General features: G+C 43.0%; 15 protein-coding genes. 2 read left to right on the plus strand and 13 right to left on the minus strand.

Features of this window, described 5'->3' with window-relative positions:
• Positions 1–46: 46 nt before the first annotated feature.
• From AACL30_RS12845 to def, 10 genes are all read right to left on the minus strand, one after another.
• Entirely contained in the window at positions 47–343 is a 297-nt protein-coding gene (locus AACL30_RS12845; RefSeq protein ID WP_339056855.1) for a transposase, read from the minus strand.
• Between the two features lie 133 nt (positions 344–476).
• A complete protein-coding gene (locus tag AACL30_RS12850; protein WP_422389550.1) occupies positions 477–1,313 on the minus strand; it encodes a heme ABC transporter ATP-binding protein in 837 nt (278 codons plus the stop codon).
• On the minus strand, positions 1,306–2,304 hold the full coding sequence (locus AACL30_RS12855) for an iron ABC transporter permease (RefSeq protein WP_339056857.1): 999 nt from the start codon (positions 2,302–2,304) through the stop codon (positions 1,306–1,308). Before AACL30_RS12855 ends, AACL30_RS12850 begins: the two co-directional genes overlap by 8 nt.
• Positions 2,301–3,119, minus strand: a complete 819-nt coding sequence (locus AACL30_RS12860; protein ID WP_339056858.1) for a heme/hemin ABC transporter substrate-binding protein — start codon at positions 3,117–3,119, stop codon at positions 2,301–2,303. The genes AACL30_RS12855 and AACL30_RS12860 overlap by 4 nt, the downstream gene beginning before the upstream one ends.
• Positions 3,116–4,177, minus strand: coding sequence for a hemin-degrading factor (locus AACL30_RS12865; protein WP_339058474.1), 1,062 nt, complete (start codon positions 4,175–4,177; stop codon positions 3,116–3,118). Before AACL30_RS12865 ends, AACL30_RS12860 begins: the two co-directional genes overlap by 4 nt.
• Before the next feature lie 17 nt (positions 4,178–4,194).
• Positions 4,195–6,276, minus strand: a complete 2,082-nt coding sequence (locus tag AACL30_RS12870; RefSeq protein ID WP_339056859.1) for a TonB-dependent hemoglobin/transferrin/lactoferrin family receptor — start codon at positions 6,274–6,276, stop codon at positions 4,195–4,197.
• A gap of 360 nt (positions 6,277–6,636) precedes the next feature.
• Positions 6,637–8,013: a Trk system potassium transporter TrkA gene (gene trkA / locus AACL30_RS12875; RefSeq protein ID WP_339056860.1), complete on the minus strand. Its 1,377-nt coding sequence runs from the start codon at positions 8,011–8,013 to the stop codon at positions 6,637–6,639.
• 45 nt (positions 8,014–8,058) lie between these two features.
• Positions 8,059–9,348 carry a 16S rRNA (cytosine(967)-C(5))-methyltransferase RsmB gene (rsmB, locus tag AACL30_RS12880; RefSeq protein ID WP_339056861.1) on the minus strand — a complete coding sequence of 430 codons (1,290 nt, stop codon included), beginning with the start codon at positions 9,346–9,348 and terminating at the stop codon, positions 8,059–8,061.
• A gap of 502 nt (positions 9,349–9,850) precedes the next feature.
• Positions 9,851–10,810 (minus strand): methionyl-tRNA formyltransferase, encoded by a 960-nt coding sequence (gene fmt / locus AACL30_RS12885; RefSeq protein WP_339056862.1) that lies wholly within the window; start codon positions 10,808–10,810, stop codon positions 9,851–9,853.
• A gap of 64 nt (positions 10,811–10,874) precedes the next feature.
• Positions 10,875–11,417, minus strand: a complete 543-nt coding sequence (gene def, locus AACL30_RS12890; RefSeq protein WP_339058475.1) for a peptide deformylase — start codon at positions 11,415–11,417, stop codon at positions 10,875–10,877.
• Positions 11,418–11,593: 176 nt separating this feature from the next.
• Between def and dprA the strand changes: the two genes are divergently transcribed.
• Together dprA and AACL30_RS12900 are read left to right on the plus strand one after the other, a co-directional pair.
• A complete protein-coding gene (gene dprA / locus AACL30_RS12895; RefSeq protein ID WP_339058476.1) occupies positions 11,594–12,679 on the plus strand; it encodes a DNA-protecting protein DprA in 1,086 nt (361 codons plus the stop codon).
• A gap of 58 nt (positions 12,680–12,737) precedes the next feature.
• Positions 12,738–12,914, plus strand: coding sequence for a hypothetical protein (locus AACL30_RS12900; protein WP_339056863.1), 177 nt, complete (start codon positions 12,738–12,740; stop codon positions 12,912–12,914).
• Positions 12,915–13,005: 91 nt separating this feature from the next.
• Here AACL30_RS12900 and AACL30_RS12905 read toward each other — a convergent pair whose 3' ends face one another.
• From AACL30_RS12905 to ubiI, 3 genes are all read right to left on the minus strand, one after another.
• Positions 13,006–13,395, minus strand: coding sequence for a transposase (locus tag AACL30_RS12905; protein WP_339056864.1), 390 nt, complete (start codon positions 13,393–13,395; stop codon positions 13,006–13,008).
• A 101-nt stretch (positions 13,396–13,496) separates the two neighbouring features.
• Entirely contained in the window at positions 13,497–13,793 is a 297-nt protein-coding gene (locus AACL30_RS12910; protein ID WP_339056865.1) for a transposase, read from the minus strand.
• 271 nt (positions 13,794–14,064) lie between these two features.
• The gene (gene ubiI / locus AACL30_RS12915; RefSeq protein WP_339056866.1) at positions 14,065–15,285 is read right to left on the minus strand and encodes an FAD-dependent 2-octaprenylphenol hydroxylase; all 1,221 of its coding nucleotides are present in this window, start codon (positions 15,283–15,285) and stop codon (positions 14,065–14,067) included.
• Positions 15,286–15,439: the final 154 nt, after the last annotated feature.

Genomic DNA, 15,439 nt, shown 5'->3' on the forward strand with positions numbered 1-15,439 from the left:
TTTAAACTCCCTGAGCCGTGGCGGTGTAGGCTCACTGTGGTGCTGTCTATCCAGACGCAGTCAAGGCTGATTTTCTTTTTTTCTGCAATAGATAAAGCAAATGCCAGAATAACCCATTCTCACTCCAGCGTTTAAAACGTGTGTAAATCGTATGCCAGTGGCCATAAAAAGTAGGCACGTCACGCCAAAGGATACCGGTTCTCAATACGTATAACACTGCCGAGAAAAAGTGATAATGACTGATACCCGTGGGTCTGCCTGGACGCTTGTAATATTTAAGAATATGAGGCTCGATTTCTTTTATAAAATCGGACGCTTTGATCGGATAATGTCTGTTTTTCATCCTTAACAACCCCACAAAAAGCGGAGCTTATCTCAATACTCACTTTGTTAACAGTGCCATACTACGCGATCCGGCGAGCACCCGCAGCCAACAACGCGGCGACTTCAAAGGCGAAGGGTATAGACCGTTAATTTTATCGACGTAAAAATACTTGCGGTAACTGGTTTTCTGGATGCTGATAAATGCCTAAATCAGTTTGATACCAATGAGTTAGTACGTCGCTACGCAATACTTCGTGGGGTAAACCAGAGGCGACAAGCTCTCCCCTGTGGAGCAGCATAATTCGATTGGCATAAAGCGCCGCTAAATTGAGATCATGCAAAATGCAGCAAACGGCTAAAGATTGTTGCTGGGTAAGTCGTCGTAACAAACGTAACGTATGCTGTTGATGATGCAAATCCAGTGCAGAAGTGGGTTCATCAAGAAATAAACAACAGGGGGTGGGACGAGGATGCCAAAGTTGAGCTAATGCTCTTGCTAGCTGTACTCGTTGTTGCTCTCCAACCGACAATTTTCGATAGTCACGACTGGCCAGCGTTTTACAATCGGTTTGCTCCATCACCTGTTGTATTATTTTTTGCTGCTCGATCTTTGTTTGTGCACCATGGGGCGCTCGCCCCATAGCCACCACCTGTTCAACAGTAAATGGGAATTCTAGCGCGCTAGACTGAGGCATTAGAGCGCGCACTTTAGCTAATAGAGGGAGGAACCAATGATGCGAAGGTTTATCAAAAAGGTAACAAGTTCCACTATCAGCAGATAAATAACCACTCAATAAACGCAGCAAGGTAGATTTCCCTGCGCCATTTGGTCCAATAATGGCAACTATTTCACCGCTATTGATATGCAGAGAGACATTTTTAATTAGATTACATTTGCCAACATGATAGTAAAGATGTTGTGCTTGGATTAACGCCGGATTATCCAAAAACCTATTCTCTAATAAGTTTGGGGTCAAAGAATTATCCACTAAGCGGTTCCTGTTGGCGTAATATTAGCCATAAAAAATAGGGGCCGCCTATCAAACTGGTAATCAATCCAACTGGCATTTCTGACGGTGCGACTAAAGTTCGCGCTAAAGTATCGGCACTGAGGAGTAAGCAAGCACCGCCTAAAGCGGCACCAGGCAATAACCAACGGTGATCGGCACCTAAATGCATTCGGATCAAATGTGGAATAACTAAGCCAATAAAACCAATAATACCACTCAACGCGACAGCAGTACTGACCAATAAGGTGCTGAGTAAGAGAAATCGGCTTTTCGTTTGCTGGATATTAATACCAAGATAATGAGCTTCTTCATCACCAAGTTGCAATAAATTGAGTTTATGCGCTTGTAATAGTGTGATTACCATGGTTGGAATAATAAATGCGGCGGCGAGTCCTAACATAGGCCACTGAACCTGACTCAGGCTGCCCATCATCCATAAAGAAAATTGGCGCAGTTGCTGATCATTACTAAAATAACTCAAAATACCAACAGCAGCACCACAGAGCGCATTGATGGCGATACCGATCAATAATAAACTTGATAACCTGCCCTGCCCCGTGCGGCTGAAAGATAAAATAAGCAAAGAAATCAGTAAACCACCAATAAAAGCGGCGATAACATGGCTGTAAAAAATGATAGAAAAAGTAAATGGCATGACGATAACCAGCGCGACGAATAATGCGGCTCCACTGCTAATGCCTAATAAACCAGGATCAGCCAAAGGATTACGGAATAGTCCCTGCATAACCGCACCAGAGGTTGCTAACGCAAAACCAATTAAAATCGCTAATAGCACACGGGGCAACCGAATATTGAGCCAAATTTGCCAAGCGATGTCATCGAATGAACTGTGCCATAGCGTACGAAAAGAAAGCGGCAGTGCACCCAAATTGCTTGATCCGATGATAAGTAAAATCAACAATACAAATAAACCGCCCAAGGTATACCGAGGCGGCATAGCTGCTCTCATAGACTCAGTTCCCCCGCCTGTCTTAATTGTTTAATAACCGCCGGCGTTTGTAGACCAAAGCCAAGTAAAGCCATATCGTCGAATGTCACTATTCGTCGATGTTTACCCGCGGGAGTTAGTGCTATTCCAGGAAGTTGCCAGATTTTATCCACGCCCCCAAGAGATTCTAGCCCATCCGTGGTGACCAGAATCAAGTCTGGTGCACTCGCAATCAACCCTTCTTGAGAGAGCGGCCGATAACGCTCAAATCCTTGCATGGCATTTTGAGCACCTGTCGCGCATATCATGGCATCCGCTGCGGTATTTTGCCCTGCCGCCAAGGGCGCGCTGCCGCCATAACTCATAATAAACAACATCCGTACAGCGATAGGGCTATTATCAATCTCTGCTATTTCTTGTTGATACTTTTGCGCCAGCTGTTTCCCTTGATCAATCTGATTGACGGCAGTAGAGATAAGGCTAATTTTTTCAGATACGGCATTCAAGGTGGTATCACTAGGAATAGAGACCACTTTAACACCGCTGTCGACAATTTGTTTCAACGCCAATGGAGACCCAGCAAGTGCACTGCTTAGCACTAACGTCGGTTTCATCGCGAGAATACCTTCTGCATTGATTTGACGCATATAGCCTATATTCGGCAATGATTTTATTGCTGATGGCGTTAAGCTGGTGCTGTCACGCGCCACTATTTTTGAACCTACGCCTAAGGCGTAGGTAATTTCGGAAACGTCACCGCCAATAGTGACGATACGCTCTGCAACAGCATTGAACAATGGCAATGCCAAGAGCAACGGCAGTAGCCAAATTTTCATGCAGCGACATCCTTTTTAACAGGCAGGGCTGACAATTGTTCACGCCATTGACTCTGCTCGGGCTGCCCTTCATGGCGCTGCCCAAATAATTGAGCAATTTGGGTGCCATCTGCGGCAAATAATTCCAAACTGGTGACAAAACCATCTTTGGTTGGTTTGCGCGTGATCCAGCTTTCGGCGATCGCACTTTCATGCAACTGCAGAGTAAAACGCTGATTATTGACGCTGATCCAACCTTCTCCTATTGTTTTTTGCTGTGTTACATTTTGTTCAATCAATCCGGTAAAAATTTGTATACAAGCGCCGTTACTAACGAAAATCATAATCTCATTCTGCTGTTGATGAGCAGCATTAAGAATTTGCAGTAAGGCTCCCCGCTCAACTTGATAGGCCAGATCGTCAGCAACCACACGGAATAACTGCTGACGAGTCACATTATGCCGTTCTAGTAATCGGAAGAATTGGTGAATATCTGTCATCTTACGCCATTCATCTTCAATCTGGGCGGCATTGTTGATATCAATGCTGTTTTTCTGAGAGGGAGATAACGATTGCAGCAACAGTTCAGGATTATCAGGGCTAGTGTATTCTTCTATTAACTTTTGCCAATGGGAATGCTGGCTTTCATCAGTAAGAGAAACGCTATGTACCGCATTACCCTCTACATCATAAAAATGGATACTTTGCTGTTCACCTTGTCTTTCATCTTTTTCTCGCATGACAAATATACTGTCCCACTTGTCTAAAAACAGACGGAGATCCAAATCGCGTGGGTTGAGTATAATCCCTCCGTGAGGAGTATATTTCTGGTTTTTATAACGACCTATCATCTGCTGGATGGCATATCGATTAGCCGTCGTCGATTTGACAAGACCGATATTTTCTAACTTAGTTAATAACGTTAGCGCATTGACTTGTAGCCGTTGTGCATCATGTCCTACCCGCGCATGCGCGAGGGCGGCTTCACTGACATTGAGCATTTTGGCGATATTGGCGGTCGACATGCCTGGATATTGCTGTTTTTCTTTAAGATATTGCAGGTATAGCGAGGATTTCATGATGATGTCCTTTTTAATTACCATTGATAACTGATAAATAGTTTCGCACTGCGCCCATCTTGTGGAATACCCTGTGGTGAAGCGTATTGTTTATCGAAAGCATTAGCTAACACCGCGGTTGCCGTCATTCCTTGAAAATGGCCTTGGCCTTTATAGCTGAGATAAAAATCGTTCACGCCATAGCCCGCCTGTGGTTTTATCTCGGGTCTGATTCTTGGAGGAGTAACCATGAAGTGGTTATCTTTTGCTGCAGTGAGTACCCAACCGGTAGAAAATCCTGTCCTCGCTATAGGGAGATCAAGTCTACTCGTGAGAGTATCCGGATTAATACTAGCAATATAATTTCCGCTCTCTTGATTTTTACCTCGAGTACGGTTGTAAGCGAGATCCCAGCTGAACCAATCTGTTTGGTAATTCATCATGACATCCCAACCCCAGATTTTGGCCTGTCTAATATTTTTGGCTTTTGTGTAGTAATGCTGGACATCAACGTAAATGTAGTCCTTCGCTTGTGTATCAAAGTAACTGGCTTTAAATTGCCATGCATCGTTGTTAGCCAATACATTGTCGAATTGCAAGCCGAAACCATATTCTTGAGTGGCGTTGGTTTCCGGTTTTAAATGAGGATTCGGTTGCCAAGTATTCCAACCTACTACTTTACGTCTATGTGTAATAGGATCTTCTTCAATGAGAGGGTAATGTTTTGAATCATTGTATATCTCACCCATTTTTGGCGCGCGGAAAGCCTGTGCATAAGAGCCAAACATCATCAACCAGTCGGTAGGTGTGACGGTGATCGCTCCCCGGGATGACCATTTATCCGCCGATACATCTGGATTTTTTTTATTTTCGGCATGATAGCGGTCAAAACGAGTCCCTAACAAAAGAGAGACAGGTAGATCACGCAGGGTCATCTCGTCTTGTGCCCAAACCGAATTGACATTAATTTTTGCCGCTGGAAAGCTTTCCGCCAGACCACTAGGATTTTGTTTCTGCTGATACGCTTCCGTGCCATAGGTCAATAAATGTGATGCTGGGCTGTGAGTGAAAAATCGGCTACGGTTTTCTAACTTAACGCCACGGGTGATTTGTTCATAACCTTTTTCGCCTTCTTTCAGGACAAGATCATGAATATTAAGATCAGAGTAATACAATGCCGTAGTGGTATCCAACCAGGCTAAATCTTGTGGATTTAATCGATAACTTAATTGTGCATCGCGCTGCAAGGTTGAACGCTTGGTCATTTTATTTTTTGCAGTGATTTCAGATTGTTGTGGGTTCTCTGGCTCTCGAGAGCGATTATTGTAGTAACGCAAGTTAGCGTTGAGAGATTGATTATCATCTATAGCCCAAGTTCCTTTGGTCATTACGTTATTAATACTCTCGTTATTTGGCGCTGAAAAATGTTTACCTTGATTAATATTACCAATATCACGGGTGCTAAAAGTGATCAGACCGTCCAAATTGGCCGTTTTACCGAATACACTGCCCCCCATAGCTAGACTGTGATTACCAGTAGCTCCGAGACCAAACACCCGATAACCCACGTTTTGATCAGGCAGGAGTAAATCCGCTGCATCAACGGTTTGATACGAAACCACCCCCCCTAAGGCACTCCCACCATAGAGCAATGCTGAAGGGCCGCGCACAATTTCAGCCTGTTTTATCAGGCTAGGATCAAGAAAAATACTGCTAGTATGAACGGTGTCAATACCCTGACGAACGCCGTCTACCAATGTCAATACACCTTTGCTATCATAACCACGCATGCTGATTTCTTGACCATTAGTGCGGCCACTGCCGGACAGCGTGATCCCGGGGATCGCGCGTAGCATATCAATAGCAGAAAATGCGCTGTGGCTTGTAGCTGTATCACCCTTAATAACAGTAACCATCATAGGGGCGCTAAAGCTGTCACGGGAATTACCTGTCGCTACTATGGTCATTGTTTCATTCTTATTGTGTTGCTTTTTTTGCTCTTCCGTCAGTCGACTATTATTGCTGTTATTCATAATATCGTTTGCAGCATAAGTGAATAATGGTAGTGCACAAACGACGATTAAACTTAAAGATGAAACACGCAAAGGCCACTTCTCCATTATTAGTAATTAATGATAATAAAAATGATTCTCAATTCGAGAATTATTATCATACAAGTTTACTGATAATATCAAGTGAAATAGGGTGATGTATTAAACTTATTGAAAAATCCTGTTTTGGGAAAACCGTTCCGGATATGAAATCAAGGCATCTTAGGTTCAACCCACTGATATTCATCAATTGAGTGCAGCTCAAAGGAAATTTCTGAGAGCCCATTCGAAATCTTCTTTAGCAAAGCTCAATTAATGAAAAAATGGGCGAAAAAGCGCAGTTTACATAGCGTAAATGAGCATTTTGAGCGAGTTTTTGACGAAGTATTAGCAAGCACAAGAGATTTCGAATAGGCTCTAACAGAGCTCTTATAGAAAAAATGGACTGGGTTGAAATAGTTTTTCAACGGCGGGAATGAATTTTTTATCGGTGATAAACATAATGACATGATCACCTTGTTGAATAATAAAATGACTATTCGCAATAATGACTTCATCACCCCGCACAATAGCCCCAATGGTTGTACCAGGTGGTAATTCGATCTTCTCAACAGTACGTCCAATAACTTTAGAGGTACTTTTATCACCATGAGCAATGGCTTCGATCGCTTCAGCGATACCACGGCGTAAAGAAGAAACGCTGACAATATCCGCTTTACGTACATGACCTAATAATGCGGAGATGGTCGCTTGTTGTGGTGAGATTACAATGTCTATGGTATTATTTTGCACCAGATCAACGTAAGCATTACGCTGAATTAGAACCATCGCTTTCTTGGCTCCCATATGTTTTGCTAGCATAGCAGACATGATATTAACCTCATCATTATTAGTCAGGGTAATAAAAACGTCGACTTGGTCTATATGCTCTTCTGCTAACAGTTCCTGATCCGAGGCATCACCATAGTACACTGTTGTTTTATGAAGTATTTCTGCCAATTCTTCAGATCGAGATAGATTACTTTCAATTAATTTTACTTTGTAATCATTTTCTAGTTTTAGCGCTAAACCTGACCCAACATTGCCACCACCAACAATCATAATCCGTGTGTACGGTTTTTCGGGGCGTTGCAGTTCGCTCATCACTGTTCGAATATGTTGTGAAGCGACGATAAAAAAGACTTCATCACCCGCTTCAATAACGGTCGAGCCCTGCGGTCGTATGGGTTGATTTTGACGGAATATAGCGGCAATACGGGTATCAATATGAGGGGCTCGTTCACGTAAAGAGGCAAGATCATTACCCACTAACGCACCACCATACTGTGCTTTTACCGCGACAATACTTACTTTTCCTTCAGCAAAATTAACAACTTGCAGAGCACCAGGATATTCAATCAATTTATAAATATAATCAATAACCAATTGCTCCGGTGAAATCAAGTGATCAATCACAATCCCTGTCGGTTGAAAAAGTTTATCTACTTCACGGACATATTCAGGTGAACGAATACGAGCAATACGATTGGGTGTTTTAAATAATAAGTAAGCGATTTGACAAGCGATCATATTCGTCTCATCGGAGTTAGTCACTGCGACTAACATATCCGCGTCTTCAGCACCGGCTTCACGCAATACACGCGGATAAGAGCCCTGTCCCTGTACTACACGTAGATCAAATTTATCTTGTAGTTGCCGTAGGCGACTGGCATCAATGTCGACAACAGTAATGTCATTATTTTCACCGACCAAGTTTTTCGCTAACGTTTCACCTACTTGTCCCGATCCAAGAATGATTATTTTCATTGCATTAAGATTACTCTGAAATTCATTGGGTATATTGATGAAAAATTAATTTTTCATCATTTTTGCAAAAAAGAAGCCATCACCCTCTTCAGGATGAGGCAGCTGTTGCTTACCAAAGGTATCTACTGGGCTCGTTTTGATCCATTGCGCACTCGGTTGTCGCGCTAAGAATGACGCAATTTGTTTTTGATTTTCTTCGGGTAAAATGGAACAAGTAGCATATACCATGATGCCTCCCCTTTTTAATTTTGGCCAAATAGCATCCATAATTTCAGCTTGTAATTTAGTCAATTCAGCGATATCACTGTCACGACGTAACCACTTGATATCAGGGTGTCGACGTATTACACCGGTGGCGGAACAAGGGGCATCCAGCAAGATTCGATCAAATAATTGATCACCACACCATATATCAGGTGTGCGGCCATCTCCGATTTTTATTCTGGCTTGTAGCTGCAAACGTTGTAAATTTTCTTTAACACAACGCAAGCGTTGCTTATCGATATCAACGGCTAACACTTCAGCTTTGGGTGCTACTTCAAGAATATAAGTCGTTTTTCCTCCTGGCGCAGCACATAAGTCTAAGATATATTCACCATTTTGCGGATCAAGTAGATCGATACATCCCTGTGCAGATGCATCTTGAACCGTAACCCAGCCCTGAGAAAATCCAGGCAGCTGACCAACAGGACGAGGAAGTGTTAAACGAATAGCATCAGCGTAAACGGGGTGAGATGTCGCCTCAACTCCGGCTTGTTGCAACAGCGCTAAATATTGACTACGAGAATGATGTATACGATTGACCCTAAGCCACATGGGTGGTTTTGCATTATTAGCCACAACAATCTGTTGCCATTGCTCAGGATAGGCTTTTTTAATACGCTTCAATAACCAGCTGGGATGCAGATAGTGGCTGTTATCATTCGTCGCCTGTTCCAACAACATTATCTGCTGACGCTGAAACTGGCGTAAGACACCATTAACTAATCCTTTTAATTGTGGCCACTTTAACGTTGTCGCTCCAGCAACGGTTTCAGCCAACGCGGCGTGGGCTGGAATACGAGTATGAATAAGTTGATAAATACCTATCATCAGTAAATAATGCAAAATGCGTTTTTTTCCTGCCATTGGGCGAACCATTAACTGCTGAATACAAAATTCAAGTGTAGGTAAAACCCGTAAAGTGCCAAAACATAACTCTTGCAATAAAGTGCGATCTTTATCAGAAATATTTTGTTGTAATGCTGGCAGCACAACACTCAGTGACTTCCCTTTATTTAATACGTTGTTGATTACTTTAGCGGCGATAGCACGAATGTTATAAGTAGTTTTCATAGCCTTACAGTTTGTTGACATCCTCCCCGCACTAAATGGCGAGGATTCCTACCGCGTTCAGACCGAAGCCTGACTCGCTTCAGTGGGTTCCTGCTTCCTCGAGCGGCCTAACTGCGCCGACTCTCTACAGGCTTAAAGTCCCGTATGCCCTGCGGTACTGATTGCCGTCACAGCTATGCCGAAGCTTTCGCTGTTAGCCGCGGCATTTTAACACAGGTTAGTTGGAAAACCAGGCCTTATATCCTTGACCTGAAGGCCGAGAATTTACGGCACACCGGATAAAATTCAATAGACCTCTTAGAGCCTATTCTAAATCTCTTGTGCTCGCTGATACTTGAGATTTCTTGCATAACCTACTGCGTGGTATGAATTTCTGCGTTGCGTGGTGCTCGCAATCCTCATGTACTTGTATCAACGAAGGTGGCTGCGCGCCGTGCGCCTTGATTTTGCACCACGAGATACAGTTTTAAAAAAAATCTAATAAATAAAAAAGAAAGAATAACTACGTCAATCTACGCCCAATGGTAAACCATTCTCGGCGAGCATTTAGCACATCGGCGGCCGACATGGCTTTTTTACCTGCAATCTGTAATTTTGTGATGTTAAGCACACCCTCAGCGGTAGCTACTTGAATACCTTTTTTATCCGCATGGATAATAGTGCCAGGTTTAACATTGTCGATACTGGTTAACACCTGTGCTTGCCAAACCTTTATTAAATGTTGATCAACAATAAAATAACTGACTGGCCATGGATTAAATGCACGAATACAGCGTTCTAACTGTAAAGCTGAAAGTGACCAATTGAGTTTCGCTTCTTTTTTAGTTAATTTTTCAGCGTAAGTGATTTGCTGTTCATTTTGTATTTCAGCTCGAACTTGATTATCTGCAAATTGTTGCAGCGTGGCCAACAATGCTTCGGAGCCAATAATGGACAGTTTGTTGTATAAAGTGGCACTAGTGTCATCGGATTGTATAGTACAAACACTTTTATGGAGTATGTCTCCAGTATCTAAGCCGACATCCATCTGCATGATACTTATGCCGCTCTCCTGATCACCAGCCCATAATGCACGTTGAATCGGGGCGGCACCACGCCAACGTGGCAATAAAGAGCCATGAACATTGATACAACCTAAACGCGGCATATTTAGCACCGCTGCAGGTAAAATAAGACCATAAGCAACCACTACCATGATGTCAGCTTGCTGATTAGTCACAAGATCCATAACGATATGTTGATTTTCTTCAGGGCGTAGTGATATCGGTTGGTAGACCGGTATTCCATGCTGTTGCGCTAATATTTTTACTGGGCTGGCAGTTAAATTGTTTCCTCTACCAGCAGGCCGATCCGGTTGAGTTAACACACCAACGACTTGATGTTGAGAAGATAACAGCCTATTAAGGTGATACGCTGCAAAATCAGGAGTACCAGCGAAAATAATCCGCAAAAAATCGAGCACAGAAAACCTCTTGAATTAAAAAAATCGATAACGCATTATGATCTTTGCAAGGAATTTAGTCTGATTATTGTGTGTCACGTTGTGCTTTCTTTCTATTTTTTTCTATTTTTTTCTGGATGAGTTGAAATTTAAGCGGTGATAAATAATCAATAAAAAGCTTACCTTTCAAATGATCCATCTCGTGTTGAATACAAATTGCCAACAAACCATCGGCTTCGAGTGTAAAAGAGTTGCCATCACGATCAAGTGCTCTAATCTTGACTTTTTCCGACCTTTTTACCCACGCCCGCACGCCAGGAATGGATAAGCACCCCTCTTTAATGCCCGTTTCACCACTTTCTTCCAATAATTCAGGGTTGATTAGCACCAAGGGGCGATAATGAGCTTCTATCCTTTCATTTTGATCACGGTCATCAGGGATATGAATAACGATTATCTGTTTATGGATATCGACCTGTGTAGCGGCTAAACCAATACCTTCCTCTGCGTACATGGTATCGAACATATCATCTACGATCCGCTCGATATTCGCATCAATTTTCTCAACTGGCTTAGCGATTTTGCGGAGCTGTACATCTGGGAAATGTAATATTTTTAATATTGACATATAAAGTTGAGATCTGTTTCTAAAAATTGAATTCACTATGATTTTTATTCTAGACATTTTTGGTGTCAATTGACAGTATTGTCTTCCGAAAGAAAAAGTTTATTGAAGAAAAAAGAAGTACAGGTAGGAACGACGTTACGGTAAATAAAATACAACGTAATCAGCCAGGAATCGCTATGCTGACAGCAGAAATATGGCTACGCATGAGTATGGTTAAAGGGCTAGCAGTCGCAAGAAGCTGTACTATTGCTAAACATTTAATCGCTTACGCTGATATTCATTCTGATGTATTAACGGCTGTGGGGTTAGATGAATCGCAATCTCAACAATTTATCCACGCCAGTGCGCATTATATTGCTGCCACATTGGCTTGGTTAGAGCATCCTGATCATCATATGCTTATTTACGGATATCCAACTTATCCACAGAGATTAAGCCATATATCTTCAGCCCCATTGTTACTTTTCATTACGGGTGATATCTCTGTCGTCTCTCAATTACAGATTGCGATGGTCGGTAGTCGTAATTTCAGCCACTATGGTGAGCGCTGGGCAAGGTATTTTACAGAAAAACTAATAGAACAGGGTTTGGTTATTACCAGTGGTTTAGCCACTGGTATTGATGGAATCTGTCATCACTCAGCATTATCTGTTCAAGGTAAAACCATTGCCGTGCTTGGCAGTGGGTTAGAAAATATTTATCCACGGCACCATTATGGACTTGCCCATCGTATCGTGGAACAGGGCGGTGCTTTGGTTTCTGAATTTTTAGTCACCTCGCCACCGCTGGCCACACATTTCCCACGACGTAATCGGATTATCAGTGGATTAAGTGCTGCTGTGGTGGTAGTTGAAGCGTCGCTTAAAAGTGGATCTCTTATCACCGCACGTTACGCCTTGGAACAAGGGCGTGATGTATTTGCATTGCCAGGTCCTTTGGGGAGTCCAACCAGCACGGGGGTACATTGGTTGATTCAGCAAGGAGCATATCTAGCTAATGATCCACAGGATATTATTGAACAGCTTGGCGGTTCCTTCCAATGGCTGCCTCCGTCTGAAAAACCTTCTTTGCCAAAAGAGCAGATGACATTACCCTTTGCTGATGTATTGGCTCATATAGAATATGATGTGACACCAGTTGATATCATTGCAGAACGTGTCGATCAGTCGGTATCAGAACTTGTTATTAAGCTGCTGGAGCTAGAACTGGCCGGATGGATTACTGCGGTTCCTGGAGGCTATGTGCGTGTCATAGGGGTGTGATACCACCTGCTAATAGCCTATTCGAAATCTTCGTTGAGCGGCGCTAAGACGAGGAGCCATGAGCAAAAAAACAAAATTTTTTATGCAAAAACAAGGATATATACCGTTCGTCTTTGAAGTTGCCGCTAGGCGGCCAGGGCGACCGACCGATGATCGTAGACATACCATGAAGGCGAGCACCCGCAGCCAACAACGCGGCGGCTTCAAAGGCGAACGGTATAAATGCATATTTTGAGCGCGTTTTTGACAAAAGACGGCTTGCAAAACCGTAGCAAGGGGGTGAAGTCAAGGCGCACGGCGCACAGCAAGCTTTCGTTATGGCACTGTTAACAAAGTAATTTAAAAACCTTAAGACAAGCGATGGCGAAGAAAGAAAAGAAGGTGACATCCAGCTTATCAAAGCGTAAAGCGAGTCTTTTCTGTTCTTTTATTTTGCCGAAGAAACGTTCAATGGCATTACGTGTTTTATATTTTTCTTTATCTTTTGGCGGGATACCGGGATAAATCGCGCCTTGGCGGCGAGGGATAACCGGGTATTTTCTGCTATCACGAATAAGCTTTTTGACATCATAAAAATCGTAGCCTTTATCCGCGATAACATCGTTTATCTGTCTCCAGTCTCCTTTTGCCCACAAAATAGGAAAAACTTTCATATCGGTACGTTGTCCGTAAGAATAAACAAACACTCCTGAGATAATCGCCTGAAAGGCCGACATGAATTTTAGTACTCATTCCTTTGCGACCGCGCCCTATCGACTGAACTCCTTTTTTTTTAAACTCCCTGAGCCGTGGCGGTGTAGGCTCACTGTGGTGCTGTCTATCCAGACGCAGTCAAGGCTGATTTTCTTTTTTTCTGCAATAGATAAAGCAAATGCCAGAATAACCCATTCTCACTCCAGCGTTTAAAACGTGTGTAAATCGTATGCCAGTGGCCATAAAAAGTAGGCACGTCACGCCAAGGGATACCGGTTCTCAATACGTATAACACTGCCGAGAAAAAGTGATAATGACTGATACCCGTGGGTCTGCCTGGACGCTTGTAATATTTAAGAATATGAGGCTCGATTTCTTTTATAAAATCGGACGCTTTGATCGGATAATGTCTGTTTTTCATCCTTAACAACCCCACAAAAAGCGGAGCTTATCTCAATACTCACTTTGTTAACAGTGCCATAGCCGAATCATTTTAATTTGATTCAAGGCGGAGGAGCGCAGACAGTACAAATAGTACGGGAAACGACGACAATACAGAATCAAATTAAAATGATTCGGCTATAACCAGGCGAGTACATGAGGATTGCGACCACCGTGCAACACCGAATTCACACCACGCAGCAGATTATGCAAAAAGTCTAAAGAGATTTCTAACAGGCTCTAACACTAAATTACTTATCTATGTTCAACCAATTCGGTATATCATTGAGCCCCATAGCATGACGCAATAGCTTGGGTTTTATCCCTGGCAGTTTATCTGCCAAAATTAATCCCATATCTCGTAACCATTTTGATACAGGATGATTAGCAGCAAACAATTCACGAAAACCTTGCATACCAGCAAATATCAACGCTGCACTTTGCTTACGGCGACGTTCATAACGACGCAGATAAAGATACTGACCGATATCTTTGCCTTGACGGTGTAAACGGTTAAGTTCATCAATGAGTTCTGCAATATCCATCAGCCCCAGATTCACGCCTTGTCCTGCCAACGGATGTACAGTATGCGCGGCATCCCCCACCAATGCTAAACGGTGAGAGGCAAAACAACGAGCATAGCGAGCTATTAGCGGAAAAATTTGGCGTTCACTTTCTAACTGACACAACCCTAAGCGCATATCAAATGTTGTCGCAAGTTCACGATTAAATTGTTGCGCGGGCATTTGAGCAAGCTCTGTGGCCTGTAACGGAGGTAATGACCACACAATGGAACATTGATAAGGATCAGATAACGGCAAAAAGGCCAAAATACCTTCACCATGGAAAACCTGACGGGCTTTAGATTGATGTGAAACTTCGCTGCGGATGGTTGCTACTAGTGCACTATGACCATAGTGCCAAAATGTTTGCGGAATATCAGCATGCTGACGAAGCCATGAATTGGCGCCATCAGCACCAATCACCAAACGAGTACTCAGTACCCGTTCATCGCTCAAAGTAATAAAAGCTTCATTTTCACCCCAAGCGATTTGTTTTGGGACGGCGGGTATCAACAAAGTAACATTAGCTAACTGACTAATCTGTTGCCATAATGCCTGCAAAATGACACGGTTTTCTATGATATGCCCAAGGTGATTGAAACCGTACTCATCAGCATGAAAAGAAATTTTTCCACAACTATCCTTATCCCAAACCTCCATTTCACGATAAGGACTGACGCGTAACGCTACAATACTATCCCAAACATCAAGATGTTGTAGCAATCTTTCGCTGGCAGCATTAATAGCTGATACTCTCAACGCTGAGTGATCATCGAGGAGGGCATGTAATGTCTCTTCAATAGGACATCGTTCCAATAAAGCAACGCGTAAACCACTGCGGCATAAACCGGCGGTCAAAGCCATGCCTACTATTCCACCACCAGCAATAACTACATCAAACGACTGCATAGATATTCATCTTGTGACTGCTCCCCGCCCGCATTAGACGAGGGTTTACGGCGAATTTTTCTAAGAGCCTGTTCCAAATCTTCTTGAGCGACGCTCAGACGAAGAAAGAATGAGCGAAAGAGTGCAGTTTACATAGCGTAAATGAACATTTTGA

This window comes from Candidatus Regiella endosymbiont of Tuberolachnus salignus, assembly GCF_964020115.1.
Lineage (GTDB): Bacteria > Pseudomonadota > Gammaproteobacteria > Enterobacterales > Enterobacteriaceae > Regiella > Regiella insecticola.